The sequence below is a fragment of the Mesorhizobium sp. ZC-5 genome (genome assembly GCF_025753855.1).
GTDB lineage: Bacteria > Pseudomonadota > Alphaproteobacteria > Rhizobiales > Rhizobiaceae > Neomesorhizobium.
The window spans coordinates 18,084-38,755 of sequence record NZ_JAOWPT010000006.1; the positions used below are offsets into that span (position 1 = coordinate 18,084).

General features: G+C 60.6%; 17 protein-coding genes and 2 pseudogenes. 7 read left to right on the forward strand and 12 right to left on the reverse strand.

The genetic code is table 11. From position 1 onward, the window contains the following. Positions 1-298 precede the first annotated feature (298 nt). The 4 genes from htpG to OHD58_RS17565 all read right to left on the reverse strand — a co-directional run bounded on the left by htpG (position 299) and on the right by OHD58_RS17565 (position 4,627). Positions 299-2,191, reverse strand: a complete 1,893-nt coding sequence (htpG, locus tag OHD58_RS17550) for a molecular chaperone HtpG (protein WP_263804721.1) — start codon at positions 2,189-2,191, stop codon at positions 299-301. A gap of 134 nt (positions 2,192-2,325) precedes the next feature. After that, positions 2,326-2,553 (reverse strand): hypothetical protein, encoded by a 228-nt coding sequence (locus tag OHD58_RS17555; protein WP_263804722.1) that lies wholly within the window; start codon positions 2,551-2,553, stop codon positions 2,326-2,328. 68 nt (positions 2,554-2,621) lie between these two features. After that, positions 2,622-4,253, reverse strand: a complete 1,632-nt coding sequence (groL, locus tag OHD58_RS17560; RefSeq protein WP_263804723.1) for a chaperonin GroEL — start codon at positions 4,251-4,253, stop codon at positions 2,622-2,624. Between the two features lie 59 nt (positions 4,254-4,312). Further along, entirely contained in the window at positions 4,313-4,627 is a 315-nt protein-coding gene (locus OHD58_RS17565) for a co-chaperone GroES (protein WP_263804724.1), read from the reverse strand. A 374-nt stretch (positions 4,628-5,001) separates the two neighbouring features. On the opposite strand from OHD58_RS17565, the pseudogene OHD58_RS17570 reads away from it, so the two are divergent. Both OHD58_RS17570 and OHD58_RS17575 read left to right on the forward strand, forming a co-directional pair. Then, positions 5,002-5,191, forward strand: a pseudogene (locus OHD58_RS17570) (protein usg); the annotation flags it as partial. A gap of 361 nt (positions 5,192-5,552) precedes the next feature. Next, a pseudogene (locus OHD58_RS17575) lies at positions 5,553-6,920 on the forward strand (transposase). A gap of 168 nt (positions 6,921-7,088) precedes the next feature. Here the strand turns inward: OHD58_RS17575 and OHD58_RS17580 are convergent. The 6 genes from OHD58_RS17580 to OHD58_RS17605 form a co-directional block, all read right to left on the reverse strand. After that, complete coding sequence (locus OHD58_RS17580; protein ID WP_263804725.1) at positions 7,089-7,700, reverse strand: HupE/UreJ family protein; 612 nt, start codon at positions 7,698-7,700, stop codon at positions 7,089-7,091. Then, positions 7,697-8,305 carry a HupE/UreJ family protein gene (locus tag OHD58_RS17585; RefSeq protein ID WP_263804726.1) on the reverse strand — a complete coding sequence of 203 codons (609 nt, stop codon included), beginning with the start codon at positions 8,303-8,305 and terminating at the stop codon, positions 7,697-7,699. Before OHD58_RS17585 ends, OHD58_RS17580 begins: the two co-directional genes overlap by 4 nt. A 16-nt stretch (positions 8,306-8,321) precedes the next feature. After that, positions 8,322-9,329 (reverse strand): HupE/UreJ family protein, encoded by a 1,008-nt coding sequence (locus OHD58_RS17590; protein WP_263804727.1) that lies wholly within the window; start codon positions 9,327-9,329, stop codon positions 8,322-8,324. A 19-nt stretch (positions 9,330-9,348) separates the two neighbouring features. Further along, positions 9,349-10,245: a peptidylprolyl isomerase gene (locus OHD58_RS17595; RefSeq protein WP_263804728.1), complete on the reverse strand. Its 897-nt coding sequence runs from the start codon at positions 10,243-10,245 to the stop codon at positions 9,349-9,351. A gap of 34 nt (positions 10,246-10,279) precedes the next feature. Further along, entirely contained in the window at positions 10,280-12,535 is a 2,256-nt protein-coding gene (locus tag OHD58_RS17600; RefSeq protein WP_318528261.1) for a DUF3604 domain-containing protein, read from the reverse strand. Between the two features lie 137 nt (positions 12,536-12,672). Beyond that, entirely contained in the window at positions 12,673-13,653 is a 981-nt protein-coding gene (locus tag OHD58_RS17605) for a helix-turn-helix transcriptional regulator (RefSeq protein ID WP_263804729.1), read from the reverse strand. 88 nt (positions 13,654-13,741) lie between these two features. Here OHD58_RS17605 and OHD58_RS17610 point away from each other — a divergent pair, with 88 nt between their 5' ends. From OHD58_RS17610 to OHD58_RS17630, 5 genes are all read left to right on the forward strand, one after another. Then, positions 13,742-14,335 (forward strand): hypothetical protein, encoded by a 594-nt coding sequence (locus tag OHD58_RS17610; protein WP_263804730.1) that lies wholly within the window; start codon positions 13,742-13,744, stop codon positions 14,333-14,335. 135 nt (positions 14,336-14,470) lie between these two features. Next, a complete protein-coding gene (locus OHD58_RS17615) occupies positions 14,471-15,250 on the forward strand; it encodes a DUF2092 domain-containing protein (protein ID WP_263804731.1) in 780 nt (259 codons plus the stop codon). Then, a complete protein-coding gene (locus OHD58_RS17620) occupies positions 15,250-15,570 on the forward strand; it encodes a hypothetical protein (protein ID WP_263804732.1) in 321 nt (106 codons plus the stop codon). Before OHD58_RS17615 ends, OHD58_RS17620 begins: the two co-directional genes overlap by 1 nt. After that, entirely contained in the window at positions 15,560-16,900 is a 1,341-nt protein-coding gene (locus OHD58_RS17625) for an alpha/beta hydrolase (protein ID WP_412177237.1), read from the forward strand. Before OHD58_RS17620 ends, OHD58_RS17625 begins: the two co-directional genes overlap by 11 nt. Before the next feature lie 22 nt (positions 16,901-16,922). Then, positions 16,923-17,717 (forward strand): hypothetical protein, encoded by a 795-nt coding sequence (locus OHD58_RS17630; protein ID WP_263804929.1) that lies wholly within the window; start codon positions 16,923-16,925, stop codon positions 17,715-17,717. Positions 17,718-18,099: 382 nt separating this feature from the next. Here the strand turns inward: OHD58_RS17630 and OHD58_RS17635 are convergent, their stop codons facing one another. Both OHD58_RS17635 and OHD58_RS17640 read right to left on the reverse strand, forming a co-directional pair. After that, positions 18,100-19,062 carry a DMT family transporter gene (locus tag OHD58_RS17635; protein WP_263804734.1) on the reverse strand — a complete coding sequence of 321 codons (963 nt, stop codon included), beginning with the start codon at positions 19,060-19,062 and terminating at the stop codon, positions 18,100-18,102. Positions 19,063-19,067: 5 nt separating this feature from the next. Next, positions 19,068-20,390: an MFS transporter gene (locus OHD58_RS17640; protein WP_263804735.1), complete on the reverse strand. Its 1,323-nt coding sequence runs from the start codon at positions 20,388-20,390 to the stop codon at positions 19,068-19,070. Positions 20,391-20,672: the final 282 nt, after the last annotated feature.

The following is a 20,672-nucleotide window of genomic DNA, read 5'->3' on the forward strand; positions in this document are numbered from 1 at the left end:
GATCAAGCCCCTCTGAACGGCCGACTTGGGGGCGCCTTGCTGCCGAAGGTGTCCCGTCTGCACACGGTATCAGAAAGGGATTCGAACTGGCGCAGAGTTTATTTGAAGCGACTTTCGGTTATCTTCAGCAAATGAGGCTCATCATAGCATTGTAATGGCGGTAGCGCTCCATCGCAATGTTGCATCCGGTGGGCTGCCTCAGATCCACCTTCGCCATTCCTCCATGTCGACTCCACCCTTTGTTGAAGTTAACGTCGTCCCGAAAATAGCCGTTAGGGATCTCGCCAACCTGCCTTGCTCAGTCTCTCAGCAGCCCCCGCGCGATCAAGCGTGCAAGCCGCTCCGAGAATGCCCCGGCATCCGCAGGCTTGTCGCCGTCCAGAATACGAGCCTCGTCATAGAGGAGATGCGCCACATCCTCCTTGAAGGCCCGTTCGTCCTTTCCGAGCTTCGCTAACGCTACGACGCGCTCGTGTTGTGGGTTGATTTCCAGAACAGGCTTGGCGGCCTTGTCGAGGCGACCTGCCGCATTGAGCAGTCGTTCGAACTGTCGATCGGGACCATGCTCAGGGGCGACCAGACAGACCGCGCTCTCGGTCAGGCGGTCGGAGGCCTTCACGTCGGATACGGCATCGCCAAGCACTGTCTTGACGAAGGCGAGAAAGGTGGCGATTTCCGATGATGTTTCAATATCGGGCTTTGCCGATCCGTCGAGCAACGGGACGTCCGAAAGTTCGGCTGCGCCTTGCGTTACCGACTTAAACGGCTTGCCTTCGAATTCCGGCGCGATCGTCACCCAGAAGCTGTCGACCGGATCGGTCAACATCAGGACTTCAATGCCGCGTGCCTTGAAGCCCTCGAGCTGGGGCGAAGCTTCGAGCCGCGCGCGATCGTCGCCAGCCATGAAGAATATGGCTTTCTGGCCCTCCTTCATCGATGACACGTAGTCCGAAAGGCTGCGCAGCTTCTCGCCGGATGCCGTAGAGCGGAAGCGGGCCAGCTTGAACAGTTGCTCGCGCCGTTCGTAGTCTTCGTACAGACCTTCCTTCAGGACGACCCCGAAATTCTCCCAAATCTTCGCATAGGCTTGCGCATCGTTCTCGGCCAGTTTGGCGAGATCGCCGATGATACGGTTGGTCACGCCTTTTCGGATCGCGGTCAGCAGCGGGCTCTCCTGGATCATCTCACGCGACACATTGAGCGGCAGGTCGGCAGAGTCGACCAGCCCGCGGATGAAACGCAGATAGTGCGGCAGGAGGTCGGCATCGTCGGTGATGAAGACGCGCCGCATGTAAAGCTTCATCCGCCCCTTGCGGTCCTGATCGAAAAGATCGAACGGACGCGAACCGGGAACGAAGGCCAGAACGCTGTATTCCTGCCGGCCTTCTGCGCGGAAATGGATCGTCGCCGCTGGCTCGTCATACTGGCCGGCAATGCCGCGATAGAAATCCGTATATTCCTCGGGCTTGATCTCGCTCTTCGACTTGACCCACAGAGCGGTGCCGTCTGCGATGTCGCGCGGCTCGGCCCCAGGCTTTTCGATGAGCGAGATCGGCACTGGCACGTGGCCGGACTGTGACTTCACCAGTCGTTCGAGCTGATAGCTTTCGGTGTAGGAGGCCGCATCCTCCATGAGATGAAGCATGACGCGGGTGCCACGCTTCGGCGCTTCTTCAAGTGCGACCGGACCAATCTCATAAGAACCCTTGCCGTCAGAGGACCAGCGCCAGGCTTCCCCGCTGCCCGCCTGTCGACTGATCACGTCCACTCTGGCAGCCACCATGAAGGCGGAGTAAAAACCGACGCCGAACTGGCCGATCAGCTGCGTTTCTTCGCTTGCCTTACCGGCTTCGATGCGCTCCATGAAGGCGCGCGTGCCCGAGCGGGCGATGGTGCCCAGCGCCTCCGCCATTTCGTCGCGGCTCATGCCGATGCCGTTGTCCTCCACGACAAGCTGCTTTCTGTCGGGATCGGCGGCGATGGTGATGCGCGGTTTCGGATCGTCACCAAGCAGTTCGGGACGGCTGATCGATTCGTAGCGAAGCTTCTCGCAAGCATCGGCGGCGTTGGAGATCAGTTCGCGCAAGAAGACGTCACGGTCGGAATAGACCGAATGCACCATCATATGGAGCAGCCGCGCGACGTCCGCCTCGAATGTTCTCGTTTCCGTCGCGGTGGTATCTGTCGTCATCTCAACGCCAATGCTGTGTGCAAACTGTCAATTTCGATTTTGAATGGCAGGAAAGCGGAAAAGTCTCAAGGTTCGGCTCCTCCTCCGGCAGCGTATCTGCTGGAAAGACCTCGCCCGGAAGCGAGGCCTGCGATTCACGATCCGCTGCTCACGGATGTCGCCGATGCCGACACGTGCTGCGCGGCGAGGAACATCAGTGTCGAGGCAGCCGTGCGACGGCTCCAACCGGCGGATTCGGCCATATCGAGCAGGCCATCCAGCAGCGGCTTTAGTACCTCCCTGCACTCCGTTTCGTGGGCCAGAAACTCATTTGCCGGGTGTGTCGGAGACGGAACGCTTCCAATACCTGTCATCATATTCATGGCATCCTCCGAAGTCGGTCTGACAGACGCCCGCTCCCAATCAGGGAGCGGGCAGCTTCATCGAGACTTCAGAAGTCCATTCCGCCGGCGCCCGGCATTGCGGGCACCGGCGCTTCCTTTTTCGGCTTCTCAGCCACCATTGCCTCTGTGGTGACGAGCAGGCCGGCAACCGAGGCGGCGTCCTGCAGCGCGGTGCGCACGACCTTGGCCGGGTCGATCACGCCCTGCTTGTAGAGATCGCCGAATTCGTTGGTCTGAGCGTTCCAGCCCCAGCCGAACTCGCTCTTCTCGCGCAGCTTGCCGACGATGATCGAACCTTCCGCGCCGGCATTCTCAGCGATCTGGCGCACCGGGGTTTCGATGGCACGCCGCACGATCTCGACGCCGGTCTTCTGGTCGGCATTGTCGGTCTGCACCGCATCGAGGGCCTTCGCTGCACGAAGCAGCGCGACACCACCGCCCGGCAAGACGCCTTCCTCGACCGCCGCGCGGGTGGCATGCAGCGCGTCGTCGACGCGGTCCTTCCGTTCCTTGACCTCGACCTCGGTCGAACCGCCGACGCGTATGACGGCAACACCGCCGGCGAGCTTGGCCAGCCGTTCCTGCAGCTTCTCGCGGTCGTAGTCGGAAGTCGTTTCCTCGATCTGTGCCTTGATCTGGGCGACACGACCCTGGATCTCCTCCTTCTTGCCGACGCCGTCGACAATCGTGGTGTTCTCCTTCTCGATCACCACCTTCTTGGCGCGGCCGAGCATCTGCAGCGTCACGTTTTCCAGCTTGATGCCAAGGTCTTCCGAGATGGCAGTACCGCCGGTGAGAATGGCGATGTCCTCCAGCATGGCCTTGCGGCGATCGCCGAAGCCAGGAGCCTTGACGGCCGCGACCTTGAGGCCGCCACGCAGCTTGTTGACGACCAGCGTGGCCAGTGCCTCGCCCTCGACATCCTCGGCGATGATCAGCATCGGCTTGCCGGACTGAACCACGGCTTCCAGAACGGGAAGCAGCGCCTGGAGGTTGGAAAGCTTCTTCTCATGGATCAGCACATAGGGCTCATCCAGCTCGACGCGCATCTTGTCCTGATTGGTGATGAAGTAGGGGCTGAGATAGCCACGGTCGAACTGCATGCCCTCGACCACCTCCAACTCGGTCTCGGCGGTCTTGGCCTCCTCTACGGTGATGACGCCCTCATTGCCGACCTTCTGCATCGCCTCGGCCAGGAAACGCCCGATCTCGGCATCGCCATTGGCCGAGATGGTACCGACCTGTGCGATCTCGTCGTTCTTGGTCACCTTGCGCGCGTTGGTTTTCAGCTCTGCCACGACCGCATCCACCGCCTTGTCGATGCCGCGCTTCAAATCCATCGGGTTCATGCCGGAGGCGACAGCCTTGGCGCCCTCCTTGACGATCGCCTGGGCGAGAACGGTCGCGGTCGTGGTGCCATCGCCGGCAAGGTCGTTGGTTTTCGACGCCACTTCGCGCACCATCTGCGCGCCCATGCTCTCGAACTTGTCCTCAAGCTCGATTTCCTTCGCCACTGTCACGCCGTCCTTTGTGATGCGCGGCGCGCCGAACGACTTGTCGATCACGACATTGCGGCCCTTGGGACCGAGCGTCACCTTTACCGCATTAGCTAGGATATCAACGCCGCGCAGCATCTTCTCGCGGGCTTCGGTATGGAACTTTACCTCTTTGGCAGCCATTGGATCACTCCTTCAAATCTAGGCAGCTTTCGTTGACTGGTTGACGTTCGAAGAAGCCGTCAGGCGGCCTTCTTCAGCGGGGCGGTCTTCTCGATCACGCCCATCACGTCGCTTTCCTTCATGATGATGAGGTCCTCGCCACCGAGCTTGATCTCGGTGCCGGACCATTTGCCGAACAGGATGCGATCGCCAGCCTTAACGTCGAGCGGCTGAAGCTGGCCGGCCTCGTTGCGCGCGCCGGCGCCGACGGCGATGACTTCGCCCTCCTGCGGTTTTTCCTTGGCAGTGTCGGGGATGATGATGCCGCCGGCCGTCTTTTCATCGGCTTCGATGCGGCGGACCAGAAGACGGTCATGCAATGGACGGAACGCCATGTCGTTCTCCTTCAAGGACAAACAGATTTTCGAGGTTCCTCCGCACCGGACCGGCAATATCGGACGGGTGCGGAGCGCCGCGACCCTTCATCAGGCGTCGCGCGCGCATATCGAGCTAGTTTCGCGATTTTTCCGTTTCAAGAGGTCGGAGCAAAAATTTTAGCACTCACCCCTTAAGAGTGCCAACAAACTGTTATCATGCAGCTATTTCGTTTCAGCGCTGGGATTTCCTGCTTGAATTTTCGCCGCGATCCAACAAAATTATCAGAGCTTGGTGCTGCCTCTGCGCAGTCGGAACCTGAACGCAATCCGAGGAGTTTTTTGCAGACGGAGGACATCGATGAACCGACAGAAATTTTCGCCAATCCGGATCACCCGAACCGCTGCAGCTCTATGTCTGGCAGGAATACGACCTCGCGCCTGAGTTTCCCGAGCTGAAGGGTTTTCTCGACTATTGGGGAGCGCGAGTTGGAAGGCCCGCTGCATTCCGTCCGCGTTGCCCACCATCGCTTGATTAAGCCGTCCGAATGGCGCGCCGTCGACGGCATTATTTCGATCCACTGACAGTAACGTAGCGCAACGCGAAGGCGGCATCACCTAATGTCCGCTTTTGTGCACCGGTAATAAAGCCGCAATGGCGGAAATGGGGGCGCATTGCAACCCGGCAGCGTTGGGGCCGACTGCTGACAGTCCGGTATCGGCTGGGGTGACGCGAGAAGCTGCCGTTCTGCAGCCGACCTCGTTTCGGTCGCTAAACATGACTCGAGGCCCCCCGGAAGCAGTCATCCATTCACGTCGCACCTTGCGTCCGTCTAACCGGCTTGACGCTGGGCAAGATATCGTCGCTCCACGCGTGTTTGCGACCTTCGTTCCTCGTGCGTCGATCAACTGATTCACTCATTGCCGGGATCCGGAGAGTCGACCGATGATGGGTGAGCGAACGGTGGCGCAGGATGCGCTGTTTTACAGCTTCAGCTTGGATCGACACGTGCCGGCGGACCATCTGCTGCGCTCGATCGACCGGTTCGTGGACCTGTCGAACATCCGCGAGCACTTGCGCCCCTTCTATAGCGAAACTGGTCGGCCTTCGATTGATCCCGAATTGATGATCCGTATGCTGATCATCGGCTATTGCATGGGCATCCGGTCAGAGCGTCGGCTGTGCGAAGAAGTCCATCTCAACCTCGCCTATCGCTGGTTCTGCCGGGTCGGCCTTGATGGCGCGGTACCCGATCATTCGACCTTCTCCAAGAACCGGCATGGCCGCTTCCGCGACAGCGACCTGCTGCGCCAGCTGTTCGAAATGACCGTCGCGCGCTGCATGGCCGAGGGGCTGGTCGGCGGCGAAGGCTTCGCGGTCGATGCGAGCCCGATCCGCGCCGATGTCCATCGGCAGCGTTCGGTTCCGGGCGATGAAGGTCTGCCGCCCGAAGCGGTCGGTCGCGCCGTGCGCGAGTATCTGGATGTGCTCGACGATGCCGCGTTCGGCGGTGCGACACCGGTTCTGCCGAGCGTATCGCTCTCACCGACCCCGCATCACGCTGGACAGCGGCAACGCGCGAGCGCGCCTTCTACGCCTACAGCACCAACTATCTGATCGACCTCGAACATGCCGTGATTGTCGAGGCGACCACCTCGGTGCGCCAGGCCGAGGTGACCGCCCAGCGCAGGATGATCGACCGCGCGCAGGCACGGTTCGGCCTGCCGCCGGAGCGACTGGCTGCCGATGCCAGCTATGGCGATGCCGCCAACCTGGCCTGGCTGGTCGAGGGCAAGGGCATTGCGCCGCATATCCCTGTGTTCGACAAATCCGCCCGCACCGACGGGACATTCGAGCGATCGGCCTTCACCTTCGACCCGAAGGACGACAGCTATATCTGTCCCGGCGGGAAGCGCCTGCGCCCTCGAAACCGGAACTTCACCGTCCCCCGACCCAATGTCGATCAAGACGGCTTCATTCGATATCGCGCGCCAGCAGGACTGCGGCGGCTGCGCTCTACGCCAGCGCTGCACGCCCAAACATGCCGGCTCGCAAGATCATGCGATCAATCCATGAAGGCGCCCGCGACATCGCGCGCGATATCGCCATGACCGACGCCTACGTCACTTCACGAAGGCAGCGAAAGAAGGTCGAGATGTTGTTCGCGCACCTCACACGCATCCTGAAGCTCGATCGCCTGCGCCTGCGAGGTCCGAACGGCGCCAAAGACGAGTTCCTCCTCGCTGCCACCGCCAGAACCTCCGCAAGATGGCCAAGCTGATCACCATATTGCCTCTGCCGGCTCCCGTCTGAGGGGCAAGGCGTCGAGCGGTCACCTCGAGCGCCCCAACAACTCGCTCCGATCATCGACTTCTTCAACACAATCCGCCTGATGTCGGCCGTAGAGGTCGGCTTTGCTGCTCCCGAAAGCAGATATGACAGCAGCCATTATGCTGGGGATCGTGATTGCCTCAGAAGCGATCAGCCAGCTAAATTTGCGCCTGACCCTACAATCCATCCGAGTGACAGCAGGCCCGTTGCCGCTGCCCAGCTGCCAAGGACTCGCTGCACCACTTGGAAGGTGAAGGCAGTATATGAGATGACCAGCGCGGAGATCAAAATGGTCACCGTCAGGACAGCGGCAACCGTGCCGATCAAGGCGACCCAATCGGCATCTGCGGCCCGCAGTTCCACGCCGCTCTGAAAACCCAGTAGACCGCCGAAAACAGCCGCTGCGACCGCGGCAACAGTCGACGAGGTTTTCAGCCCCAGCGCAATGGATCCGCCAAGTAAGACTAGCGCGCCGGCGTTGGCGATGGCGAACGACCCGGTCATCTGGGAATACACCCCGACAGCTCCAGCCAAAAACCAGGCAATTGGGGTGACGATTACCAGCAGTCGGCCAGCTTGTGCGCCTTGCGATGACGCAAACAGGCTCAGCGTCACCAGCCCGACGAGGTCCATAGGGGTCAGCATGAGGTGCAGCGCACCGTCATAAAATGGCCCGAGCCCGGAATTGACGAGATGAGCATACGATGGCGTGGGCGCGCAAAGCGCCACAGCCAGGAGAACGCCACCAGCGCTTCGTCTCATGCAAAAGCGCCGATCAGAAAATACGTTCCGCCGAGCAGAACACCGCCACCCAGGGCGCGTAAAGCGGTTCTGCCCATCGGTAACTTGTCTACGGCACCTATCCCAATCCCCAGCATGTGCAGCAGGCCCGTGGCGACGACGAAACCAAGGCTGTAGAGCACGGCGTCGGCGCGGGGTGAAAGTTCGGTTCCGTGCGCGTGGCCGTGGAACAACGCAAAGATCATCACTAGCGGGATGGCGGCCGCCAGGCTCAGTCGCATGTTCGTGAGGATGAGAAGGCCAAGGACGATCGAGGAGACTGCGATTCCGATCTCGACCCAAGGCAGAGGAATGCCGAACAGACCGAGCATCCCGCCCGCCGCCATGGCAATCGGGAATGCTATCGGAAGGATCCAGAGTGCCGGAGGGCCGAGCAGTGCTCCCCATAGTCCCACTGCGATCATCGCCAGGATATGGTCCCATCCGCCGATCGGATGGCTCAATCCTGAGAAGAATCCACTGACCGCCTCTCCCTCCACATGAGCGAAGGCAGCTTCGGGAAAATGGACGACCGCGGCGCAGATGCCTGAAGCGAGCAGAAGCCGGCAGACATGAAGTTTCGTCATTCATCCCTCTTCGGATTTAGAACATCATCAGCGTCCGCTCGATCGTCCAGAATGCTCCGAGCGACCCCACCAGATATCCTGGCGCGTAGCTGGCCCACCTCGGCACGTTGAACTGGAGGATCGGAAGCGCACGGCAGAGCAGCAGAATGATCAGAACGAAGGCCAGTTGGCCGATCTCCACCCCGATGTTGAACGCCAGCAGCGCCAAAGGAATGTCGCTGCTCGGCAATCCCACCGTGGTCAGTCCGCTTGCGAAACCGAAGCCGTGCAGAAGACCGAAGGCGAAGGCCACGATCCAGGAGTGGCGCAGCGTGAAACTGGTCTGGCCTCGCCATAGCCGCACGACTTCCACTCCAAGGAACAGGATCGAAAGCGCGATTGCCGCATTGAGCGGATCAGCGGGAACGGAAGCATAGCCGAGCGTAGCGATCGCAAGCGTGATGCTGTGGGCGACGGTGAAGGCGGTGATGGTCTTGATCAACGAACGGGTCGAGCGGACGATGATCATCAGGCCAACGACAAAGAGCAGATGGTCGAAACCCATCAGGATGTGCTCGATGCCCAACGTCATATAGGTTCTGGCGACCTGCCAGGTCGTCTGACGATCGGAAAGCTCGATCCATGGTCGCGCAGGCTTGACGATTTCTGTGGCTTGTCGGCCGTCGAGCCAGGACACCCGAACGAGAACATCGGTGATCGTCGCCTGCAGGCCCATGAAGTCGATGCGCTGGCCGGCGAGGTCACCCTCGGGCAGCTCGATCCGGCGCCTTTCGATGGTAGAATCATTCAGGCGCTGAGTGATCGGATCGACCGTGTCCCGAACTGCCTCGGGTAATTGCAGCACGACGGGCAGCGGCATGCCCGAGTTGACCGGCGTACGCCACAGAACGTCGTATCGCCCCGGATCTGTCTCCCGTATCTGCAGATAAGCGGGCCGCGACTCATGCGCTTCGGCCGAAAGCGGCATGCAGGCGGCCGTCAGGCAGAGCAACGCAAGAACCTTCAGCGCGAGGCGGCTCAGCATACGGGGATATCCTGCCTGGTCAGCTTGCTTCGCCACCGCTCTGCTTTCGTACCGTCGTATCCGGCGCCGATTCCGGCTGCCCGAATTTGGGAAGCACAACATCGTACTTCTCGCGCATCACCCGGTAGGCTTCCTGCTGGAATTCGGCGCGGCGTGCGCCTAGAAAAGCCGCCTTCACCTCATCCTCAACTTCCTTGAAAACCGGGATGGAGGATGGTGTCATGTTCTCGACGAAGACCGCATGCCAGCCATAGCCCGACTCGAGAGGGCCGGACCAATGTCCGGGCTCGAGTGTGAACACCTCACGCGCGAAAGCTGGGCCGAAAACGGTAAGAAGCTCGGCTTCCGTGCGCTCCGCGTACGAATTCTGGAACATGAAGCGGTCGCCGTTCCCTGGGCCGGCAATAGTCGCTACTTCCCGCACAGCTGCGGCGCGCGCATCCTTCCCGTGCGTGTCGAAGGAATAATAGACATGACGAAAGCTGATCCGGGGCGGATGCGCGAAGTCTTCGCTATGAGACTTGAACCATGCCAGCAGTTCAGCCGTAGTCGGCTCTTGAAGAGCCGACAGGTCCTCCGCCAGGAAGTCCATCTTCTGCGCCAACCGCCGCTTGACGATGATGTCATCCTGGTCGAGTCCCATCGTGATAGCCTCGCGGTAAAGCACTTCCTCTCGCACCTTCGCCTCGACCATTCCACGAATCGCGGCAGCCGAAGGCGGCGGCAGGCCCTGCACCTGCCATGAGACGAGCATCTGAGCGATATCACCTTCGGTGATGACGATCTCGTTCCGCTCGATGCCACCTTCCGACGTCCTTTGGCCGCCGATGTAGAAGAGCACCGCTCCGATTAGGACAAAGTGCACCAGCGGCTCGCGGACGAGCCCCTTCAGCATCTCGCTGACAGAAGAACCCAACATACGCCTCCCCGGCCCGCGGAACGACCAGTTCTCAGCGCTTTATTTCGTTGAGGTCAACTAGTGATTCCGGCGTCGGCACGACCTCGTAGTTGGCATAGCCAAACTCGTTGCTTCGGGCGAGCAGCGTACGGTCGCCGACCTGGTAAGCGGACCAGCTCAGTTGCTCGTTGCCGAAGCTCTCGACGATCTTGCCGTCCGTAACCTCGTAGTGGACAGGAACGCCGAGATAGGCATCCTGCGTCACGTTACCGAAATGCTGCGGCACGGGGCTGCCCGGATCGAAGTTGAGGATCACGCGCTGGCCCGTCGCATCCCACACCGTCCGGAACACGTCGCCGGTAACCAGATTCTTGAGCCACACGGTCTTGCCAACCGTCAGCGCGGTCAGGGCTTGTTGATCGAGGGCCTTGCCGCCGGTGCCGATATCGGCAATGCGAACGCCCGCCGCTGTGCGTTCCTTGCCTTCACCGGGTGAATACCAGATCGGCGAGGTCCATGCCCGCTCCTGGACCGTCGCCGGCACGACTTGCGACACCTTTACGCCAGCTTCCTTCGCCTGGATCGTGGTCCAGCGCGGCGTCGGAATCTCCAGCACGCGCGCATAATAAAAAGCATGAACCGAAGGATCGAAGTCCGGATCGGTCCAGACGGAGCTAAGCTCGACTGAGCCGACCGAGTTCTCATAGATCGCGTTTTCGACATCGACCGTGGAGGCGATGGCCGGCACCTTGCCGGTCACTGGGTCGGGCTTTCGATCATCGGACCAGACAACGTCATAGATTTTCTCGAAGGACTGTCCGCTTGCCGACCAACCCTTGACGACCTGAACGCGGTCGAGGTTGCCCGAGGTCGGATCCTTCACCGCCCAGACCAGGAAGGATGGAGCCTTGTCGCTTGCTGCAGACGGTAGGTCGGACCCCATCGGCACACCCTTCTGATAAGCGCCCCTGACCCAGTTTTCGCCCTTCAGGTCGGCGGCGGTGAAATCCTGCCCGCCGAAAAAGCGAACCTTGATCCGTGTCCCGCTGGTACCGTAGGTTTCCTTGCGCTTCATCGCCTCGAACAGGGATTCCCGCGTGTTCTCTTCGGCCCAGAGAGCGCTCAGGCCCGCAGGATTTTCGTATTTTGGATCCAGGCCGGCGAACATCTTGCCTTCAAGGCGCCCCTTCATGTCGCCGTCGCCTGCGCCATGGCCGCCGTAGAAATTGTCCTGACGGTAAGGCGCGGCGGCGTTGTGCGAATCCGATCCGCTGACGAAGCCTGGTTTGTATGGATTGAAGCCTTGCGTGTCCTCGAGCGCGAGCCCGTTGCGCAATGCATCGCGCACAAAGCTTCCCCTGATGCCGTCGAAGCGACCCGACGGATCGCCAAGCAAATACGACATGATCTCGTAATTGGCGAATTCGTCGTTCGGCGAAAGCAGAGGATGCGTCTCGGACGCGCCCTTTATCTGCTTTATCTCGATCAGCGGCTCGTTGCGCATGCGCGACTCCGCCCATGCCGCGTCGATCGGGCGCCCCTTGCTGTCGACCTCCGTCGGATACATCAAGCCATCGGACAGGTTGGCGTTGTGCGAGATGGCGAGCAGCTCGATGCCCGATTCCCGCTGCTTGTCCATCCATGCCCAGAGATCCTCGGGCGCCTCCGAATCGAAGGAAGAGAAGGGGAACTCCGGCAGACGCGCCGCATCCTTGAAATAGATGTTGCGGTGCATGTTGCGACTGTTGGGCGTCGACGTCCATTCATAGGCGTTGAACGCGGTGAACTTGCCTGGCTCGTTCGCGGCGTTCGCCATCTCGTTGTTGCGTTTCCAGACCGAAGACATGAGCTGCGGGGAGACCAGTTCCTTGATCGGTTGGTTCGCCGTCATCGTCCGGCCGAGCATCAGATAGATACGCTGGATGTCCGCCGGCGTCTTGACTTGCAGTTCCTTGCCGAGTTCGCTCTTGGCTAGGTCCGTGCTCGGGTCGTTCGCCTGCTGGATCACGCCGACATATTCGGAGTGGTCTGTGACCCCCATCCAGTCGAGCGGCTGCTCGATCTGCATGTCGAAGCCCAGCGCGTGCTTGAGCGGCTTTCCCTTGGCGTAAGCGTAGGCATCTGCCGGAGTCGCTTTCGTGTTGCCGAAGATGTAGGCGTCGAACGACCAGCTCGTATGGATGTGCTGCTCGCCGAAGAAGACATCCCTGTCGGGATTGGGATCGGCGACCGCAGTGCCGGCTGAAAACAGCGCCAAGGCACTCGCCCGCACCATCAATCTCGATATATGAATCCGCAACTCGGTCATGCCCCGCTCCTCATGGGTCTGCTTCGCCGAAATTTCAGCTAGGGAAAATGCATCAGGATGCTAGCTACGTCCACTCACTCATCTTGCCATTTCGTGCCAAATAATCAGAAGCGAAGACTAGATTGCTGGCTATTTACTTAATTGCTATCGCGGGTTAGCCCAAAATGGGACGGTGCCGATCCCGTCCAGCGCCTGAAGGCGCGCGTGAAATGCGCAGGGTCGCTGTAGCCGATCCTGTAGGCGATATCAGTCATCGTGTGCTCGCCTTCGGAGATCAGCCGCAGCGCCTCACAGCGACGTGTCTCGTCAAGCAGGTCCTCGAAATCGATACCGCAATATTTGAGACGTCGCTGAAGGGTGCGCGCCGACATCCCCATTCTTTTTGCTATGGCTCTTAGCTTGAGGTGCCGGTGATCCGAGAGCCGCTCGATCAGCAGGCCCGCCGCGTCAACCGCCGACCGCAGTGCTTCCGTCACCTTCGAAGCCTCGTCCGTTTGAACCCCGAGAGGCATGTCGAGCAACGCGCGATCAAATTCGATCATGTCGTGCTCGCATCCCATTTCGATGTTCGGCCCAAGGCATTCCTCGAGCGTATCGTCACCCCGCGACCTTGAGGTAGTGAGATGTACCCGTATGGCGGCGGGCTCACCGGTCATCAGCGGCACCTTGCGCAGGACCGCAAGGCTTCCGTAGATGAACTGCCTCGGATCCATGTCGCACCGACCTGAGAAGCGGTAGACGATTCGGGCAGTCCGGTCTCCCGTGATGAAGTGAACATTCGATCCCTGATGGAGCATCGAGACGTTGGTCGCAGCAAGCTCGCAGGCATGAGCCACGTCAGCTGACCGCAGGATCGACTTCCCCCACATGCCGAGTGAACGCAGTTCGGTCATATGGCCGACATGCGCCCCGCCAAACGGATCCTGCGTTGCCGCCACCATTTCGTTGGCGATATGAAAGCATAGCGCGCGCGGAAGATAGACGTCCGGATCCTGAAAGATATTCGGGGAGATGCCAAGGCGCCGGAAAAACTCGATCGAAGATATGCCTCGCTTTGCGAGATAGGGCGCGACCTGCAGGAAACTTCTAATCTTGATCGACGGCGCAGTGTTTAACATTCGAAATAGCTTGGCATCAAATGGCAAGACGCAGCACGCGCACTATAGCAAGATGCGATAAACTTGAAAGACATGGGAAATCGAAAAAATGAAGATGCGTTCCATGGTTTTCGCAGCGCATTTTGTCGTCGCTGGCGTGGTGCAATCAGCCGTGACTCACGCATGTGGTTTCGAGAATCCGCAGACAATTGCACTGGGGTCGCTCAACTGGATCTACCCGGACGCGCTCCATGTGCGCGCGGCGGTCTGGCGGGCCGAGGACAACGGTTTTCTGCCGCCTGCGGGCGTCACAGATGCGTCGGGACCACTCGCCTTCTATCGTGCCGCCTCGGCGGTGAAGAAACTCGGCACCAAACTTGCCGATTGGCTCCCGGTAGAAACTGGCATGGGCATGTCCGTCGTGTTGATACCACAGGTGATGTGGACACGCCTTGAGGTCGGTCCTGAGGGCCTGACCGTGCAAAGCCATGCCGAGGGACCCCGGGATGGCGATCTGGTGATCGTAACCGAAGAGAAGGTCGTTCGGGCACTGGTCAACGGGAAGCTGGATTCGGAGACAGCCGAAATAACCGGGTTGCTGCGTTTCTATGGAGACCCGGAGGAAATTGCGAACGTGCGGGCGGCCTTGGCAAAGACCGATCCAGCGGAGCGGACGCCATCATTCGCGTTCCCTCGGAGATGAACCGTCGGCAGCAACCCGCGGGTGCAGCTCATCAATCTTGGGCTGGTGGAGTAGATCTCCCCGACGGTCGTTCGAAGAGGATGGGCCGAAACAAAATGCGCCAACCATCGCGTCAGAAGTCATCTGGAGGCTGTAATGAGATGTCATATAGGTAGAGCTGGAATTTTTATCGCCCTGTTTCTCGCTTCCCTGCCGGTCCCAACGTCCTTTGCTCAAGCTGAAGTCGAGCCGGACGCGGCCAAGGTTCTGGGCGCGATGTCGGAGTATCTCGGCTCGCTCGAACGCTTTTCCGTGGATTACGATGTGGAAACTGAGGTGGTGTCCTACGACGGGCAGAAGCTTCAGTTCGCCAGCTCGGGTGAGATAAAGGTGCAAAGGCCAGACAAGCTTTACGCCTCACGCAAAGGGGCGGTCGCCGATGTGGAACTGATCCTCGATGGCAGCGCGCTGACCCTCTACGGCAAAATAGCGAATGCGTTCTTCCAGTTGCCCGCCACTACCATCGACCAAGCTGTCGACGCCCTTCGCAACGATGTTGGTTTCGACGCACCCGGAGCCGACCTTCTATCCGAGCAGCCCCTGCAGCATGCTGAGACAGACACAATAAGCGGCACACATGTCGGCATGACGTTCCTCGACGGCGTTCAAGTCCACCATCTCGCTTTCCAAGGCAAGGAGGTCGACTGGCAGCTTTGGGTGACCGACGGCGAGAAACCCTTGCCGCTCAAATATGTCATCACCAGCAAGTGGGTTGCAGCCTCTCCCGAATATTCGATCGAATTCAGGAACTGGAACACCGCGCCGTCGATCGACAATTCGAGCTTTGTCTTCATGCCATCAGAGGACGCGAAGAAGCTCGAAACATTTGCTGTCGACGAGATCGGCGAAATCGACCTGGTCAAGGAGTTACGGTGATGAGATTTACGCTTCGCAAGGGCATGGTCCTTGTCCTGTCTCTGGTGACTTTTCTCCAGATCGATCCGGTGGCGGTCATGACGAACCATTCATTGCTTTCGGAAGCCAATGCAAGAATAGGGCGGCCTGCCACCCCGGGTAGCGTTGCCGGCGTGGCCCGCCGCACGACCCGGCGGACTATTCGTCGGTCGGCAATCTACATCAGCGCGCTGCCTGCAGGCTGCGCACAGGTAACCGTCTACGGCACATTGGTGTGGCGATGCGGCGGGACCTACTATCAGTCTTCTGGGTCTAGATACGTCGTCGTTTATGTCGACTAGCAGCCGCTCCCGAAGCTCTCTCGAGCGCGCTGGTTCGGCTTCCGCTGGAGGACGCGCCAAGAGAATTTTGGCGGCTGTTGTCCTGCTCGCTCTTCTGGAGGGCTGCGCCAGCCGCCCAACAGGTGTCCTTTCGCCGGTGGCCGATACCTCCCCGTCCACCAGCAGGGTCGAGATGCTGGTCGCGACAACCCGCGGCCGGGCTTCGAAACCCGGCGAGATGTTCGGCGGGGAACGCGGAATGACGCCGGCGTTCGCGGAGATCACCGTCTCGATCCCGCCTGAAAATGTCCGCAAGATTGGCGAGGTCGCCTGGCCAAAAAAGCTGCCTTCGGATCCCGCGACCGATTTCGCGGTTCTGCGGGCGGAAGAAGTCACCCAGGGCGCGGCCGAAAACTGGTTCAACACCTCTGTCGCAAAGAGCCAGGACCGCAGCGTCCTTGTCTTCATCCATGGTTTCAACAACCGGTTCGAGGACTCCGTCTACCGCTTCGCGCAGATAGTTCACGATTCAGGAACGCATAGCGTTCCCGTGCTGGTCACTTGGCCGTCTCGGGGCAGTCTGCTGGCCTACGGCTATGACCGGGAAAGCACCAACTACACGCGCAACGCGCTGGAAAATCTGTTTCAGTATCTGGCGCGCGATCCTGACGTCAAAGAGGTCTCCGTCCTGGCCCACTCGATGGGAAACTGGCTGGCGCTGGAGTCTCTTCGGCAAATGGCGATCCGCAATGGCCGTCTCCCGCCCAAATTCAAGAACGTCATGCTGGCCGCGCCCGACGTCGACGTGGATGTTTTCCGGTCACAGATCGCCGACATGGGAGCGCCGCGCCCACAATTCACACTGTTTGTCTCGCGCGACGACAAGGCTCTGGCGGTATCGCGGCGCGTCTGGGGTAACGTGGCCCGCCTCGGCTCGATCGATCCGGAGCAGGAGCCATACAAGGCCGAACTGGCCGCCAACAACATCTCAGTCATCGATCTTACGAAGATCAAGACTGGAGATAGTCTCCACCACGGCAAGTTTGCAGAGTCACCGGAGATTGTTCAGCTTATCGGAACGCGTCTGTCGGGCGGTCAGACGTTGACGGACAACCGGCTGGGGCTGGGCGACCAGATCGTGACGGCCACGGCAGGTGTGGCGCACGCAGCCGGCACCGCGGCCGGACTGGCGATTGCCGCTCCCGTCGCGGTTATCGACCAGAACACACGAGACAACTTTGCCAGCCACGTGGGAGCGCTGGGCGCAACTGTGCCTGGCGGGTCAGCAAACGGGAGCAGCACTGATTGCGATTCAAGGAAAACCGCCGCGACCAAGGCATGTGACCGGTGACAAGCTACAACTGGAGGAAATTATGAAATTTGGCCTGGCTTCTACGCTCGCCTGTGTCGGCAGCCTGCTGCTTGGCGGTGGTGCCAAAGCTGCGGACGTGTATTCACCGGTCACACCGGAAACGCAAAAAGTCGTGACAGAGAAGGGCTGGACGTTCTCGGTCGCCCCTTATTTCTGGGCGGCGGGCATATCCGGGGAAGTCGGGCAGTTTGGACTACCGCCAGTCGAGGTCGATGCGAGTTTCGGCGACATCTTCGATCACCTGGACTTTGGGGCCATGGCGATCGGCGAGGCGCGCTACGACCGCTACAGCATCGTCGCCGACATCATGTATTCGAAGATATCGGGCTCCGCCGGTACACCCAGAGGCATCCTTGCGTCGAGCGCGTCGGTGTCGTCGGAAACCTTCGCGGGCCTGATCGGAGCCGGTTACGCGCTCCTCGAAGACACTTCCGGACACCTTGAAGTCGTCGCCGGGGTCAGAGTGTGGTCTGTCGACAACGATATCTCCTTCAGCGGCGGCATTCTCGACGGCGTCTCGCGCAGCGGCGGCGCCACCTGGGTGGATGCCATGGCCGGCCTTCGCGGAAACTATTCGATCACACCCAAAGTCTATTTCACTGGATGGGGCCTCGTTGGGACCGGCGGAGCCGACATCGACTGGGACGTTGCCGGGGCGATCGGTTACCGGTTCAACGATAAAATTTCGGCTGTGGCAGGTTACCGCGCCCTGGGCGTCGACTACAGCAACGACGACGGATTTGTCTTCGATGTCGTCCAGCAAGGTCCCATTCTCGGAATGGTGGTGCGATTCTAAAGGTGGCGAAGAGCTGGATCGGTGGAGAGGGCCAGCGACTGAGGCTGACCGCGCGAAGGATTGGTGATGTGGTCCCGCCTGCCAATTCAAAGACCGCTTCGGGATCGAAACGGCACATTTGACAGGGCGGGCTGGAAGGTCCGCTCGTGGCGCAACCACTGAAGAACGGCAGGGGTCATCCGAATGACCGAGATGAGGGCCCATTGCTGACCGGCATCTTTGGGCTGCGTCGGACGGCTTGGGTTTGCCTCAAGCTATAGCGGACGCTAATCCTCACCGCGGTTGCGGCGAAAGCTTTGGAACGCCAGATGCGCACAAGAGACGGCTGTGGCCGGTGCCCAGAACGGTTCATCCTTGCCGTTTGAGGATATAACGCATGAGCTTATCGCTCTTTGGCTCCATGCACTGAGGATGCGTGGTCACTTAGCACGGCAAATGTCCGTCCAACTGATGCTACGGCCATGATGATGGTTACTGTGCCAACTGCTTGGACAAGCGTGATGGTCTCGCCGAGAAAAATCACCGCGCCGCTCAACCCGAACACAGGGATCAGGGCAAGGAAAAGCGCTGCAGTGCTTGTGCTGAGCCGCCTCAGGCCGATCAGATAGAACCAGAAGGCGAGCGCGTACTGAACGATGCCGGACAATACCGCCAAACCGATGATGCGCACATCGGCCCGGGCGATTTCCTCGAAAGCGGCGGGGAGCGGCAACCACGCGACAAGCAGAGCGACAGAAAAGGCCAGGCCCACCGATTGCTGAAGCGCAGCGAGGGCGGCAGGCGCAACATCAACCACCAATCGGCGGCTGACGATCACGTAAAGCGCGGCGAAGACGGTTCCGAGTACGACCAGCGCATCGCCGAGCAAGGTACCCATGCCGCCGCCGTAGTGCGCGCCCGTAACCAGGGCAACGCCGGTCATCGCTGCAAGGATCGCTGCCCCTGTCCTGACGTCGATCCGCTCACGAAACAGCAGCCAGGCTAGGGCTACAATGAGAAGCGGCTCCGTCGTCGCGATCAAAGATGCGTTGCCAGCGGTCGTGAGCATGAGGCCGAAGGTTCCGATTGCATAGGCGAGACCCGGTTCAAGCAGTCCGCTCAAGGCCGCGAGCGGCGTCGCCCTGCGCAGGGTCGTCAGCTGCCCCGCGAAGCCGGTTGCCAGCCACAGGAACGTGACGCTCGCAACGAGCTGAAGGGTGAGCAGGACGGGAGGTGAAAAGGCCATCAGCGCGCCCTTGGACATCACGGTGGCAAATCCCCAACACGCCGCTGAAAGGATCATCGCGGCGACTGCCACCAAACGGGTTGGCTTTGGCGTAAGGCTGGTGCCGGCCTCCGTGGTCATGATGTCTATCTCCCGTCGTCGGCGGGCCACGCGCGATGCAAATCGTCAATGACATAAGCATGAGCGTGGCGGCGGTCGGAACTCCCATCCCTCAAATGTGGATGGTCTGGCGCAAGGTTCTTGTGGCTGTGGGCGACGACTTCCGGGTCCTGTGCCGGCCAAAGCCACGCGGCCGTGACGGCAGCGAGGCCGCATAGCGCCGACAGGATTGCCGCCGTCGCCGGCAATCCTATTGCCGACGCTGCGTGACCAGCCAGCGGATAGGTGAAAAGCCAGCACGCGTGGCTGAGAGCAAACTGAGCGGCAAAGATGGCAGGACGGTCTTCGGAATGAGCGGATCGTCTCAGCAGCCGTCCGGAAGGCGTCTGCGCGGCGGAGTACCCTGTGCCCAGCAGAAACCAGAGCGGCAACATCCAATGGAATGAAGCGAGGAAGGATGCAAGGACCGTCCCGGCAGTCAGGATGGCCGCGCCGCTCAACATGACCGCTCGATCCGGGAGTCTTTCGAGAAGGTCGGGAAGCAGCAACGCCGCGGCCATCGAACCGCCGCCAAACGCTGCCAGTGCGATCGCCGTGCTCCGCTGGTCCAGACCAAAGACCGCCTGCACGTAGACGACGGTGTTGACGATAACCAGCGCGCCGGCCGCCGCGACCGCCATGTTGATGGCGAGCAGTCCGCGTAGCCGCGGGGTGGCGAGATAGAGGCGAGTTCCGCGCGATGTGTTTTCGTAGAGGCCGCGCTGGCGAGCAGCGGATTTCACGCGTGGCAGGACGACACTGAGCACCAGGCCTGCAGACGCCAGGAAGCCGATCACAGTTCCGGCGAACAGGTCGTGGAATGACACCACCGTGAGCAGGGCCACGGCCAGCGCCGGACTGAGCAGGCTCTCCAGGTCGTAGGCGAGCCGCGAAAGCGACAGCGCTTTGGTATAATCCTTCTCATCGGGAAGGACATCGGGAATCGTCGCCTGGAACGTGGGCGTGAAGGCCGCGGAGGCCGACTGAAGTACGAAGATCAGGAGGTAGACCTGCCAGATCTCGGAAACGAAAGGCAGCAGCACCGCGACGGCCGCCCTGATCAGGTCGAGCGATACCAGCATCGCGCGACGCGGCGCCCGTGCGGCAAAGACCGAAGCAATCGGCGCCACGCCGACATAGGCGATCATCTTGATGGCGAGTGCGGTTCCCAACACCGCTCCCGCCTCCGCGCCGGCGAGATCGTACGCAAGCAGGCCGAGGGCCACGGTCGCTAGGCCGGTCCCCACGAGTGCAATGACCTGCGCCAGGAACAGGTGCCGGTAGGTGCGATTTCCGAGGATCGACAGCATGCTGGTGTCCTTATGGTTCCTCGACGATCGATGGTCGGACAACAACTCGAGACCGGTGCTCTGGGAATCCGTTGATCCGCGCACGCGTCAGTCCGATGTCCGCAAGCAAGCGGTCATTGAGATCATCGACGTTGCGCAAACGCCTGCGACCGCGCTGGGAGCGCCAAGACATCTGGACGCTGTCGAACAAAGCGATGAGCGCGTTGGCTCCCTGCCAGCTTTCAGCCACGACAGTCATGAGTGGTCTCCTTCTGCATTGACCCACCGCACTATGAACGCTAT

Bases quoted from the DNA above. Each gene is read 5' to 3' on its own strand.
- htpG (WP_263804721.1), bottom strand. From the start codon at position 2,191: ATGACGACAGATACCACCGCGACGGAAACGAGAACATTCGAGGCGGAC.
- OHD58_RS17555 (WP_263804722.1), bottom strand. From the start codon at position 2,553: ATGAATATGATGACAGGTATTGGAAGCGTTCCGTCTCCGACACACCCG.
- groL (WP_263804723.1), bottom strand. From the start codon at position 4,253: ATGGCTGCCAAAGAGGTAAAGTTCCATACCGAAGCCCGCGAGAAGATG.
- OHD58_RS17565 (WP_263804724.1), bottom strand. From the start codon at position 4,627: ATGGCGTTCCGTCCATTGCATGACCGTCTTCTGGTCCGCCGCATCGAA.
- OHD58_RS17580 (WP_263804725.1), bottom strand. From the start codon at position 7,700: ATGAGACGAAGCGCTGGTGGCGTTCTCCTGGCTGTGGCGCTTTGCGCG.
- OHD58_RS17585 (WP_263804726.1), bottom strand. From the start codon at position 8,305: ATGACGAAACTTCATGTCTGCCGGCTTCTGCTCGCTTCAGGCATCTGC.
- OHD58_RS17590 (WP_263804727.1), bottom strand. From the start codon at position 9,329: ATGCTGAGCCGCCTCGCGCTGAAGGTTCTTGCGTTGCTCTGCCTGACG.
- OHD58_RS17600 (WP_318528261.1), bottom strand. From the start codon at position 12,535: ATGACCGAGTTGCGGATTCATATATCGAGATTGATGGTGCGGGCGAGT.
- OHD58_RS17605 (WP_263804729.1), bottom strand. From the start codon at position 13,653: ATGTTAAACACTGCGCCGTCGATCAAGATTAGAAGTTTCCTGCAGGTC.
- OHD58_RS17610 (WP_263804730.1), top strand. From the start codon at position 13,742: ATGAAGATGCGTTCCATGGTTTTCGCAGCGCATTTTGTCGTCGCTGGC.
- OHD58_RS17615 (WP_263804731.1), top strand. From the start codon at position 14,471: ATGAGATGTCATATAGGTAGAGCTGGAATTTTTATCGCCCTGTTTCTC.
- OHD58_RS17620 (WP_263804732.1), top strand. From the start codon at position 15,250: ATGAGATTTACGCTTCGCAAGGGCATGGTCCTTGTCCTGTCTCTGGTG.
- OHD58_RS17625 (WP_412177237.1), top strand. From the start codon at position 15,560: ATGTCGACTAGCAGCCGCTCCCGAAGCTCTCTCGAGCGCGCTGGTTCG.
- OHD58_RS17630 (WP_263804929.1), top strand. From the start codon at position 16,923: ATGAAATTTGGCCTGGCTTCTACGCTCGCCTGTGTCGGCAGCCTGCTG.
- OHD58_RS17635 (WP_263804734.1), bottom strand. From the start codon at position 19,062: ATGACCACGGAGGCCGGCACCAGCCTTACGCCAAAGCCAACCCGTTTG.
- OHD58_RS17640 (WP_263804735.1), bottom strand. From the start codon at position 20,390: ATGCTGTCGATCCTCGGAAATCGCACCTACCGGCACCTGTTCCTGGCG.